We start from the raw sequence: 12393 nt of genomic DNA, 5'->3' as shown, positions 1-12393 counted from the left end.
AACACACCCATAAATTCAGCAAGGCAGACTAGCTCCACCTTGTGCTGCTCTAATATTAATTGGATTCCGTGTGGGGTTTCCGATACCCCACATGCTTAGAAACAGAAGTGTAAAGTTTTTATTAATACGCAACAGGTGGGCCCTGAACCAAAAAACTCAGCGCAGTTCCCACATGTGTTGGACAGGTTACTATGAGACAACACACTGAATTTGTATTAGAACACTAACCAGAAGCCTCCCCCTCCGATGGTTAGAGTTTCACTAAACGCCACGCACCTGCTAGCAAGTTATAGAGCTGGAACGATACCCTTTGTAGAGTAACCTAATCATCGAAAGCACACCACGCACCACATGCTTTATACATGATATGACCTAAACATTCCCCACCAAAAATTCGCAGGCACATTACCACAACCACAATTAGCCTTAGTAGCTGCGGCTATACCAAGTAAACTTAGAATTACAAGCATCGCATCCAGCCCCAGGACACACTGGACTGAGTGGAAACAACAACAGCTGACTAGAGATCAGCAGCTACCTGCTGGACGGCATCCCAAGCACGTCGAACACTCACACCACTGGTGCATAACCCCAGCCGAGACCCAAACAATTTCTCCTCAGCCACCTTCTTCGGGACTCTTGTTACCATCCACGAGCTTTAATACCAAAGCTCTCTCTATCTCTTCAGCCATGCTATTAAACGTGTGGGAGGACTCATACCTTCGACCATCGATGAAAAACGCCGGTGTCGCATCTACATTCAGCTTATTCACCGCCAAGAACTTCCTGTTAATCACCTTATCCATCAAAGACTCGTCTGTCGTGCACCTCTTGAACTCGTCACTTGATATATTACTGATCTTGGCAATATTGGACAGTAAGCCCAGATCCTTGTAAGTCGCTATCAACGTTTCAAAAGACCCAAAAACAGCCTTTATGTATGAGAAGAACGACTGATTGCCCTTGTAGCACTCTCCAAGCATTGCAGCAACCAGCGAAAGACGATCAAGCGGAAAGTCTCTATAGATATACAGAACCTTCCCCGTATCTACGTACTCCTTTTTCAGCTTTGGAAAAACTTTAGTTGTAAACTCCGCGCAGTGGGAACAAGCCAGCGACGCATACTCTATCATGATTACAGGCGCACCAACGTTGCCCAAGTACCTATCATCAGGCATGAGGCCCAAGAGCTGCTTAGGAGTCACCTCTTCGGCGGCAACATCGGGTTTTGTCGCCGGCTCGACGCCTTCGTCGGCGTAACACACCGAAAATTGGAGCACGCACACTATCACCAAGGCGGTCAGGAAAGACCTTTTGAAAAACTGCAAGAACCCCATAACCTCCACCACAACATGAAAGCCACAACAGGGCCAGTAACTAAGCCCTATAACTACGACCAACTTTACTCCTGGCTGGCACCACCTTCCACAATCTGTTTTTCGAACATTTCCGCAAAATCAATAACCTCCAGCATCAAGGGAGGAAATCCCGCGGACGCTGTGACTTTTGATACAACTTCCCTGAGGAACGGGAACAATATCCCTGGAGCTGTAATCAGCAACGCTGCCTTCAACTGCGCCTCGTCTTCAGCTCCCTCAACTGCAAACACTCCACAGTACTTAATCTCGCATACAAAGGCTGCAACCTTTTCAACAACGGACTCCGCTTTCACCTGCAAAGTAACCTCATACAAATCAACGCTGGGAGCTTCTCCCTCAGCTGCTGGTTTGACTGGCAATCCCACCGATGACACATTCACAGTTATGTTTATCTCGGGAGGAGTCTTACTCATCATAAGAAACACCCTAGGAGCATTAGGATTCTCAAAAGAAAAGTCCTTTATGTACTGCCCCCTAACTTTAACTTTCGGCTGCATTCAGACACCTCCAGACGGACATCCCGCAATTAATTGTTGATTAACGCTGGCCAGACTATAATATGGTTAAGTACTTTTGTACATAGCCTTTGTGAAAAATTGTGGATGGGTATGGTCGAGTTGGCAATATACGCGTTCGTCGCGGCCTTTATTTTCTTCCGCCTATACAGCTCCTTGGGTAGGGCATCCAGCGTGAGTTTCCAGTCAGGCTGTTCCGGGCCGGAAGGCGCGGACAATGGGCGGGTGGTTTGCGACTCGCAAAGTGAATCTCCTGATCTGTCCCTCGATACTGTTACCGATGCTGAGCACTCTGCAAGTGTGGCTCCCGCTATTGCACAGATACATGCAAAGAATGCGGAATTTTCTCTAAAGAGCTTTATGTCCGGATCTGCCGCTGCGTTTGAGCTGATAATGAAGGCTTTGAGCGGGGGAGATACTGAGCTTCTTTCTTCGCTACTTACCGATGATATGTACAAGTCTTTCGAGAAAGAAATAGAGCGTCGTCGCAACGAAAAGCGCTTCCATGAGGATGTTGTGGTGTCCGTCTTATCCCAAAAGATCTGCGCAGCGAAAGTGGAGGGGGACAAGGCATACATCACCGTGAAGTTCCTTACTGAGCAGATCAACGTTATTCGTGATGAAGACGGCAACGTGACCGACGGCAGTACCTCTAGCATGAACGTTGTCGAGGACTTCTGGACCTTTGAAAGGGATGTCAACACCCCGGGTAAGAAGTGGTATCTGTCTTCGACTTTAGAATAGACAACGCGCCGCCTTGTGTAATACCTTGAGTAAACAACAAAAAGGCGTTACTTTCCTTCGGGGATTCTTCAAAGCTCTTTGTATTACAGCGAATTGTACGCGTTTTATGAGGGACGCATGCACGCGAAACCCTTGCTGAGAAGAGGTTATGCACACAGCAGCCTTCCCGTTGAACAATCAAAAACCTAGGCGTGGCATGTGCTGTAAAGCTTCATACATGTACAAACTCAGCTTATAAGAAACTCAATTACTTACAGTGAACAACCTGCTGAGAACTCAGAAACATCCATTGCACAGATATACCTGCTTCACTCGGCCCTCAGCATAGTGAAATTGCTTGAGAGAAACTCAACAACGTTACGTCGCGGGGCACATGTGGCAACTTAGAACTTGTTTACAATGGACTGCAACTGTTTCAACTGCCGTTTATACAGGCAACCTGCTTGGTAAGAGATAAGCATACGGAAGCAACCACTTTGCTGAGAACTCCACATCTGTCAGCATATTGCACCCTGTTCTACTAAAGCCTTAAGTATCGTAAACACTGCCTGGGAAATGCACCCGCCACATGTAAATAAAAACAATGCAGCGATCAAAAACCCGGCAAACATACAGTCAAAAAGCTCATCCCGCACATATGTGGCAAACAGTCACATACCCCCCCCCAAGCCATGACACTCCCGCAATGTTATTGCCCTACGCTTGCCGAAGCTTTTTTGTTCTCCATTGCTTTTAAGATCAAGAACCCCATAGTTCCCACTAGCGCCCCTACTGGCACCACCAGCAGCGACTTAACCAACACATCCACACCATATTCGGCATGTCCGTTAGTTATCACGCCATCCCAGTTAGAATCGACAACAGCTCCTATTACCGTGTGGAAGAAATAGCCAGATAACATAATGATCATATTGTTCACCGCGGTTGTAAACGCCACTGCGGACGGACCCACGTATTCTATTGCCTTATATATTGCAAGTAGCCGGTACCCGGCACAGAAGCCAATCAAGGCCAAAAGGGCAACCACGCCCACTACACTGTCACACTCCCCCGTCAGCAGCACAACAAACGCAAATACCGTACCCACGCCGCAATAAATTATCATCTTTACGCCGTCAAAGGACCTGCTAAGCATCCAACTCAGGACACATGATCCCACGCCTTTGCTCAGAAATATCACAGATGGCAAAGTAGCAGCTGTAGCGGCATCAATGCGACAAACCTCAACAAGAAACGCAGTAACCCAGCCATCTGCAAATCCTTCTATGGATCCAATCATACATCCCCCCAGTAAGCCTACTGTCAGGACCCTCTTATTGAAGAACACCAATTTTATCATTTCCATGAAGCTGCCACCACTCGGGATATTATCCTCTGCATGGGAGAGAGCCGTAGCAGTCAAGACTGCTATCATTAGTCCAACACCGATACATATCAGCAGGAACATATCCCAGCCGGAATCATCAACGAAAGATTTAACAGGTGCCCCACCGAATACTGCACCCCCGAGTCCTATAGTTAATGCTATTGCAGTCATCACTGCATTTCTCTTTCCAAAATACATATTGGAAACTTTGAAAATAGATAGAGCGGCACCAGCAGAACCAAAACCGGTCATAACTCTCCCCAACTGCACCAAATACCAGGGACCAAACATCAAAGGAATAAGGCCAAGTACCATCAACACCACACAGATAGGTGTAACCCTTTTTGGTCCCCACTTATCCATTATCATCCCTAGAGGGATTTGTGCCACTGTATATCCAACGTAATACAACGCAGAAAACTGGCCAAACGCAAACGCACCAACACCAAACTTTTCCATAATCATACTGGAAAATGTATTGGGCATTACCCGAAACACATACTGAAGCATATAGAATACAGCTATGAGACCCCATGCAATAAAACACCTGCCCGTTATGTCCCTGCCATTAACCATTGCACTCTCCATCAATAAACGGTATCGGGGCATGCTAACAGAAAACACCAAATTGGTATAGCGTGAATGCACAAGTACATCTTATAGTATGCGCCTTGCAGAAAATGAGCGCATTGAAATGCTCCCCGCCCTGGAAGGCAAATACGGAACTACCAGTATTTTAATTAGTACCATGGATGACTGATTCACGGATGTGCGCATTTGACTACTTGCGGCAAGAGATTGCTGTTTGTCGCCTGCTAAACCCTCTTCATACACTGGGAACTGTTATGAACATTATGTAGGTGTATGCCAGCAACCTGGGAGAGATTTTTATGAGCTCTAGAGTCACCACTTCGCCACATCCTTTATGCTGGGATAAAGGCCGCGCCACCCGGTGCGGATGGCACCACATTACCTATTCCAACGGTCATTATAGCCGGTTATCCCTCGCCACTGCTCACTTTGGAGTAAGTAAAACCTGACCCAAACATGCCCTCAAAATACCTTCACTGCTCCGAGACCTTTTTGTCCTCCCTGGCCTTAAAGATACAAAACCCTATAGTCCCTATTAGCGCTCCTACTGGTACTATCACCAGTGACTGCACCAGCAAGTCTGCACCGTACTCGGCATGTCCGTTAGTTATTACGCCATCCCAACGGGAATTTATGATCGCAGCTATTATCGTGTGGAAAAAGTAGCCAAAAAGCATGATGATCATATTAGAAACCGCCGTTGCCAATGCTACCGCTGACCGTCCCACATATTCTATGGCCTTACATATGGTGACCAATTGATAAGCAGAACAAAAACCAATGACTGTAAGTAAGACAAACGCACTAGAAACCGTGCCACACCGCCCCATTAGCAACATGACAAAAGCTAATACCGTAAATGCACCACAGTAAATTATGAGGTTGAACCCATCAAAAGATCTGCTCAACATGCAGCTTAGAACCAGGGATCCTATGCATGACCCCACAAAAATAGTAGACGGGAGAATAGCAGCCTGCTCCGCGTTTATGCGACATACCTCAGTAAGGAAGGCAGTAGCCCATCCATCGGCAAATCCTTCCAGCGAGCCTATGAGACAACCACCCAGCAAACTAATGGTAAGCAGCTTCTTGTTGAAAAAGACCGATTTTGCCATTTCCATGAAGCTGCCACGTGATATAGAATCTTCGGTGTCATAGAGCACCAGCACAGAAAGCACAGCTAATACCAGCCCTACTCCTATTAACAACAGTAAAAACATGTCCCATCCGTGGGTCTCTACCAGCGCCATCACTGGAGCCCCACCGTACATGGCACCGAGGAACCCAATTATCATTGCTATGGAAGTCATAACGGCAAATTTCTTGCTGAAGTACATATTAGAAACTTTAAAAACAGCCAAGGCCGCAGCAGCTGACCCAAGACCCGTCATAACTCTCCCCAACTGCACCAAATGCCAGGAGCCAAACAGCATCGGAATGACACCCAAGACCGTCAGAGCCATACAAGCGGGAATCACCCTTCGTGGTCCTAACCTGTCCATTAGTATGCCCAGAGGAATATGCGCTGCGGTGTATCCAACATAGTACAACGCAGAAAACTGGCCAAACGCAAACGCGCCAACACCAAACTTTTCCATAATCATACTGGAAAAAGTATTGGGCATTACCCGAAACACATATTGAAGAGCATAAAACATGGCTATTAAAAACCACGCAAGGAAACCCCTACTCGCTATTCCTACCCTATTATCCTCCACAGCAACTCTCTCCCCTAACTAATAAATTGGGCGATGGTAACGCATAACGCTCAATTAGTACAGTACATTACAAGAACACACCGACAAAAACTGTGAGCTAGTAGAACTATACGCACATTTCACTTGCCCGGATATGAAAGAGCTCCACTATCCGGCGGTGTATGGCATATATGTCACTGTCTCCATTTTTTTCGTAGTCGGAACAGCTTATCAGTTCACACCTGTGAGGGTTCTTTTCAGCAACCTCGCGAAAGCCTTTACGAACCCGACTGTAGTAGTCCACACTATCGCTTTCGTACCCCCAACGGGTAGCCCTTTCTAGCGCCTTTTCCGTATCAACGTCTATTATGAACGTTATATCAGGAGTAACATCTGCAACAGCTACCGAGTTTAGTTTTTCTATTAACTCTAAATCCACGCCCTGACCATATCCTTGATATGCTACCGTGGAATCTATACACCGATCACTGATAACAATTTTGCTATCTTCCAAGCCCTTTTTCACAATCTTGGAAAAACTCTCCCTGCGCATGGCCAGGAAAAGGAAAAGCTCGGTGATGGCATCCACCTTGTAGTCAGAAGAACATAAAAACATGTTCCTTAACATTTCATTAAACGAGGTGCCACCCGGCTCCCTAGTAAGGACTACATTTTCCTCCCCGTAGAGACCCGACATATATTTTGAAAGGAGGATTGACTGCGTGGTTTTACCGCACCCGTCTATACCCTCGAAAGTTATAAACATACCACTCAAGGACTACTCTAGCAAAATTCACGAGCTTTAACAAACTTGGGCAGGGCGTCAATGGACTCCATAGAGCAAACGCTCACCCCACTTACAGACCTGCTTACCCTACGCAAGAGCCTAGTCAAAACCTCCCCTGGACCTACTTCAACAAATTCCATGCAACCTCGCCCTAACAGGTACTCCATGCTTTCACGCCACCTCACCCTCTTCACAACCTGTAGAGCTATCAAATCCTTTACAGAATTCAAATCATCATGTTCTGCTGCAGAAACGTTATAGACTACACCCACATTTGGCGAGCCTAACCCCACATCCCCTACATGCTCCTTCAAAACTTCATAAGCGTGCCCCATGAGCGAAGAGTGAAATGGCCCACTTACTTTGAGACCAATAACTCTCCTGATTGCCGTACCCTCGACCAAAGCAGGTAAAGCTTCCAACGCGCTACTCTCACCACTAACTACTACTTGACCTTCACAGTTATCATTAGCAATCTCGCAGACACCCAGAGCAGCAGCAGCATTAACAACGCTCTCCACATCCGCAATACTCCCACCTATCAGCGCAGACATACCTCCACCACTCATCGCTGCAGCATGTCCCATGGCGCGACTACGCACATCCAACAACCTGACCGCAGTGTGCAAGCCAATAACGCCCGCGGCACACATGGCGGAATATTCTCCTACAGAATGACCAGCCACGTAACTGGCTATATCAGACAGTGACCTCCCTAACACATACTCAATAGCACGCGTTACAGCCATAGACACAGTGAAAAGAGCCAACTGGGCGTTGCACGTATCCGTCAGCACCTCCTCTGGTCCCTCAAAAATGATTTCAGATAAGCGCCTGCCAAGCGTATCATCAACCTCTTCAAACACCGCTCTGGCAACCGCAAAGTTGTCGTGCACCTCTCTGCACATACCTACAAATTGTGAACCTTGCCCAGGATACATAAATACGGTGGTCACCACTCCCTCAGAGGCTACATGCGATGTGTCGATTATTACCCATCACTACCGTAGTAGTCAAAATTTTATTGGGCATTAAAGAGCAAAAGCGCTGTCCCGCAGTAGAAAACACTCTTCTGCAGGACTTAAAGCGCATTTGGTCTTAAAGTAGTATGGGATGATAAGCCCAAACAATATGGTTAGTGACACTGTCTCTCTCTTCTGGAAAGCCAACATTGACACTTTAGCACTAACCTGATAGCATCGGTGCCTGTTTCATTTCTGCAAAAATGGGGGTCTGGGAGCTATGAAAAAGGGTATACACCCCGATGTGCATCCAATAACGGTTGTTTTCACTAATGGCCAGGAACGTGAGATGCTGTCTACTTCTGGAAAGCCAGACGAGAAGGTCAAGGTACATTTGGAGAGTGATATATTTAACCATCCTGCGTGGAATCCGGGACTTAGGTCAAGCGGTACGCGGAACAGCCGGGCTGCCAAGTTTCTTGGCAAGTTTGGTGATCTTTAGCGGCCTGCATGCCCACAGTTGGGGCCCCTGGCGGCTGCAAGTACAGAACAGTTGGTTACGTAGTAGGACCAGGTAGCGAGTCCAGAATCGACTGCTTGCGTAGTTTTTATTCCATAGTAAATATGGCAGACAGTCCAACTGCAAAAATCGATTTTCTGGTAGTAGTAGGTGGCGATGGCCTGATGCTGCACGGGCTGCATAACCATGTTATTTCACCGCAGAGGAATGTGCCAGTGTACGGCGTGCGCGCTGGAACCGTGGGATTCTTGCTTAATAGTTGCCCCGAAGGAAGTCTGCCATGGAAGATAGAGAATTCCGTTGCTACAGATCTAACTCTTCTGCGCATGGAGGCGGTGGACATACATGGAGCTAAGCATAATGCAATTGCTGTAAACGAGGTTTCTCTGTTTAGGAGAACTCATCAAGCAGTTAAGCTGCAGATTAAACTCGATGGCAAGTTAGTGATGCACGAGCTGGTTTCGGACGGTGTGATAGTTTCTAGTCCGGCGGGTAGCACGGCGTATAATTTCTCTGCTGGTGGTCCTATACTTCCCTTCAATTCCAATGTCATTGCTCTCACATCAGTAAATTCGTTCAGGCCGCGCCGCTGGCGGGGCGCTTTACTCCCCCACAATGTGGAAGTAGAAATAGAAGTGCTTACACCGGAAGTTAGGACAGTAAGCGCCGTCGCGGATTACACGGAGTTCTGTGACATCAAAAACATCAAAATCCGTCAGGATAGTGGTAGGAAAGTTACATTGATGTTTGACCCAGAACATAGGTTAGAGGAAAGAACCATCGCAGAGCAGTTCGTCGTGTAGTAACACGCTATGCTGTTGCGTATGTCGGCCAAAAAATCTATACTGTTGGAGTACCATTAACGAGATGATCGTGGATATTTCCTATTCATTCGACGACGTTTTAATTGTTCCCTCACATTCGGATGTTTTGCCGGTAGATACCGACGTCAGTACATACGTCACTCGAGACCTGCAGCTCAATATACCAATAATGTCCGCTGCCATGGACACCGTAACTGAGTCAAAGCTGGCAATCGCGGTTGCGCAGCATGGAGGGCTCGGTTGTGTGCACAAAAACATGACGATAGACCGGCAAGTGGCAGAAGTACAAAAGGTAAAAAAGTACGAGAGTTGGATAGTCAGTAATCCTGTAACAGTGTCACCAGACGATACGCTAAAAACTGTCCTGTCTATCATGCAACAGCGCAGCTACTCTGGTATTCCTGTTGTTACGGACTCCAACAAGCTGGTGGGAATTATTACAAATCGTGATGTGCGCTTCGTTGAAGACATGAATTGCAAAGTCAATGACATAATGACTAAGACAGGCCTGGTTACCGTCCGTGAAGGCGTTAGTCAGTCCGAGGCAACAAAGTTATTGCATCGCCACAAGATAGAAAGACTAATAGTTACTGACGATTCTGGCCACTGTATAGGGCTTATAACCGTGAAGGATATGGATAGGTTCAACCAGTTTCCGCACTCTTGCAAGGATATAAAGGCCCGTCTACGAGTTGCAGCCGCAGTTGGTGCCGGCACTAGAGAAGGCATAGAACGTGCCGAAGCATTGATCAACGCGGAAGCCGATGTAATAGTCGTTGACACCGCGCATGGTCATTCTGCTCGAGTATTAAAAACCATTAGGGAAATCAAATCTCTGTTTCCAGATGCCCAAGTAATTGGTGGCAATGTTGCCACAGCAGCAGGCGCACAGGCACTTATAGAAGCTGGGGTGGATGCAATAAAAGTGGGCATAGGCCCTGGTTCCATATGTACAACTAGAATTGTCACAGGAGTGGGCGTGCCACAGTTTTCTGCCATCAGAAGCGTTGCTGCGGTGTGTAAGGATGCTGGCGTTGGTGTTATAGCGGATGGAGGAATAAAACACTCTGGTGACATTGCTAAATCTATCGCAGCAGGTGCGGACGTGGTGATGATTGGCTCAATTTTTGCCGGCACTGATGAAAGTCCTGGAGATACTGTAATCTACAATGGGAGAGCATATAAGTGCTATCGTGGCATGGGCTCGGTTATGGCTATGAAAGAAGGCGCTAGCGATAGATATTTTCAAGAAACAAGCAGTAAGTTTATCCCCGAAGGGGTAGAAGGTCGTGTTCCTTTTAAAGGCGCGGCTGCCGATGTAATATATCAATTGGTAGGCGGTTTGCGGTCATCTATGGGATACACTGGTAATCGGACAATAACGGAGATGAAACAAAACTGTAAATTCACAGTAATTACGTCAGCTGGGTTGCAGGAAAGTCATGTGCACGGGGTTACTATAACAAGGGAGACACCTAACTACCACCCTCCAACATTTCACACAAGCAACAGTTAGGGACGCCACCCTGGTTTGGCGTAGAGCGCGCTCCTAGGTGGCGCGTAGTTTGCTGGCACCCAGCGATGTACCACGCGTTCCCTAGCCTCCACTTCGGCATTTTTGCCATTGGACGGCATTTGAAGAAAACTCTCCTAGTAAGATGTCTATGTGAGCATAGCAGAGCCATGCTTAAGGCACATTGCGTGCTAAGAGGTAGTGTTCATCTCCGGCAAGTACCACACGCGTCTGAGTACTTTTTTTTCTCAATACGGATCGCATTATGTATGAGTACCTCTCCTAATAAAATGTTACATGTAGCAAGGACATGCTATTGGTACGTAGTGTGAACGTGGCACAGCACGTTGTCCCAGTTCACCGGTACGTAACCTAGTTAGTCTCGCGTCCACTTTGGCGTTTTCGCTGTATGGACCAACAAATAAAGGAGATCCTCCTGTAAAATGTTACCGACCTGTGCGGGCAAAAGCCGTCTGAGGATGCAGTCGGTACCTACAACCACATTTCTAGTCCAGTAAGCTCGTGTTTTCCCGATCCTGCACGCGCTTTTGTTCTTCAAACAGTGGTATTTCATCCGTGCGTTCGTCTTCGTAGCATTATGGTAAAGTTCTACGAGGTTAGTCTGTACAGACACTTTTCCGTACAAAATCTAGCTTTACTTCCAGATAATAGACTCTTTGAAACCAAAGTTTTTCTCTAAGAATCATGCTTAGAACCGCAGTGATGTCGATAAACATATTGTGCGCACTCCCAGTGCAGCTTTGTATTCCACTGACGATTACAATTTACACCAGCACGCCATTTCATAGCGTCAAATCATTGTTGTTCAAACCACAAAACCACCAGCAACTGTCACACCCCAACCTCGAATGAGCTTAAACGTAAATTAAGGGTGTTTACATATCATGGAATACCAACGGTCCTTTTCCAGTACTACTACGTTGCTCTGAGGTCGCAACTATTGCGCTTTATTCCTTTCAATTGGCTATACTATAACACCAATTTAGGTGTTGTAATTCTCCTGTTTTTCTTTAGGACACAATGTACGCATAAAACATTCTACGGGCTGAAGATACACGTTGATCAAGCAAGAAACATGAGAAAAAATAACATACCTGCAAATTTGCGCCCACAAATACTATGAATCATGCAAAGTACATGGCACCCCTGCCAGGACTGCTTATAAAACAGCGCAGAGAACCCACCATTCACAACGACCCTCATGAGCCACAACACTTCCGGTGCCAGCTGTGCAAAATACAGCGGCCACCGCCCAACACTCATGAATGCTGCAATCTCTTGAAAAAGAAATTGGCTGGCAGCGACCCTCTCTCCCGTGTCTTAAGACAAAGTACCACAGGCGCTAGGAGGCTTAACTTCCGGGTTCGGAATGTTACCGGGTGTTCCACTCCTGCCATAACCACCAGCCAAAATGCAAGACAAAATTAGTAGAAAGAACTGAAAAAGCATAAATAGTGCAGTCTTAACACCGCAC

10 protein-coding genes and 1 rRNA gene are annotated in these 12393 nt (G+C 46.9%); 4 read left to right on the top strand and 7 right to left on the bottom strand.

Annotated elements, in window-relative coordinates; translation table 11 throughout:
• Positions 1-617: 617 nt before the first annotated feature.
• Together ANPL_RS00610 and secB are read right to left on the bottom strand one after the other, a co-directional pair.
• Positions 618-1400 carry a DsbA family protein gene (locus ANPL_RS00610; protein WP_236822846.1) on the bottom strand — a complete coding sequence of 261 codons (783 nt, stop codon included), beginning with the start codon at positions 1398-1400 and terminating at the stop codon, positions 618-620.
• 2 nt (positions 1401-1402) lie between these two features.
• Positions 1403-1876: a protein-export chaperone SecB gene (gene secB, locus ANPL_RS00605; protein WP_169192886.1), complete on the bottom strand. Its 474-nt coding sequence runs from the start codon at positions 1874-1876 to the stop codon at positions 1403-1405.
• Between the two features lie 111 nt (positions 1877-1987).
• Here secB and ANPL_RS00600 point away from each other — a divergent pair, with 111 nt between their 5' ends.
• Entirely contained in the window at positions 1988-2638 is a 651-nt protein-coding gene (locus ANPL_RS00600; RefSeq protein ID WP_169192885.1) for a Tim44/TimA family putative adaptor protein, read from the top strand.
• A 688-nt stretch (positions 2639-3326) separates the two neighbouring features.
• On the opposite strand, the gene ANPL_RS00595 is transcribed toward ANPL_RS00600, so the two are convergent.
• From ANPL_RS00595 to ANPL_RS00580, 4 genes are all read right to left on the bottom strand, one after another.
• On the bottom strand, positions 3327-4613 hold the full coding sequence (locus tag ANPL_RS00595; protein WP_236822845.1) for an MFS transporter: 1287 nt from the start codon (positions 4611-4613) through the stop codon (positions 3327-3329).
• A gap of 455 nt (positions 4614-5068) precedes the next feature.
• Positions 5069-6313: an MFS transporter gene (locus ANPL_RS00590; RefSeq protein ID WP_236822844.1), complete on the bottom strand. Its 1245-nt coding sequence runs from the start codon at positions 6311-6313 to the stop codon at positions 5069-5071.
• A gap of 106 nt (positions 6314-6419) precedes the next feature.
• Positions 6420-7058 carry a dTMP kinase gene (gene tmk, locus ANPL_RS00585; protein ID WP_169193580.1) on the bottom strand — a complete coding sequence of 213 codons (639 nt, stop codon included), beginning with the start codon at positions 7056-7058 and terminating at the stop codon, positions 6420-6422.
• A gap of 17 nt (positions 7059-7075) precedes the next feature.
• Positions 7076-8020, bottom strand: a complete 945-nt coding sequence (locus ANPL_RS00580; RefSeq protein WP_169193579.1) for an ACP S-malonyltransferase — start codon at positions 8018-8020, stop codon at positions 7076-7078.
• Between the two features lie 301 nt (positions 8021-8321).
• Here ANPL_RS00580 and rpmE point away from each other — a divergent pair, with 301 nt between their 5' ends.
• From rpmE to guaB, 3 genes are all read left to right on the top strand, one after another.
• Positions 8322-8543, top strand: coding sequence for a 50S ribosomal protein L31 (gene rpmE, locus ANPL_RS00575; protein WP_169192884.1), 222 nt, complete (start codon positions 8322-8324; stop codon positions 8541-8543).
• Between the two features lie 8 nt (positions 8544-8551).
• A complete protein-coding gene (locus ANPL_RS00570; protein WP_169192883.1) occupies positions 8552-9364 on the top strand; it encodes an NAD kinase in 813 nt (270 codons plus the stop codon).
• A 70-nt stretch (positions 9365-9434) separates the two neighbouring features.
• Positions 9435-10901, top strand: coding sequence for an IMP dehydrogenase (guaB, locus tag ANPL_RS00565; RefSeq protein ID WP_174764271.1), 1467 nt, complete (start codon positions 9435-9437; stop codon positions 10899-10901).
• 1310 nt (positions 10902-12211) lie between these two features.
• Here the strand turns inward: guaB and rrf are convergent.
• Positions 12212-12326 (bottom strand): 5S ribosomal RNA (gene rrf, locus ANPL_RS00560).
• Positions 12327-12393: the final 67 nt, after the last annotated feature.

It is taken from the genome of Anaplasma platys (genome assembly GCF_012790675.1).
GTDB lineage: Bacteria > Pseudomonadota > Alphaproteobacteria > Rickettsiales > Anaplasmataceae > Anaplasma > Anaplasma platys.
The sequence above is the reverse complement of the archived record's forward strand: the minus strand, read 5'-3'. Positions and strand labels throughout refer to the sequence as shown.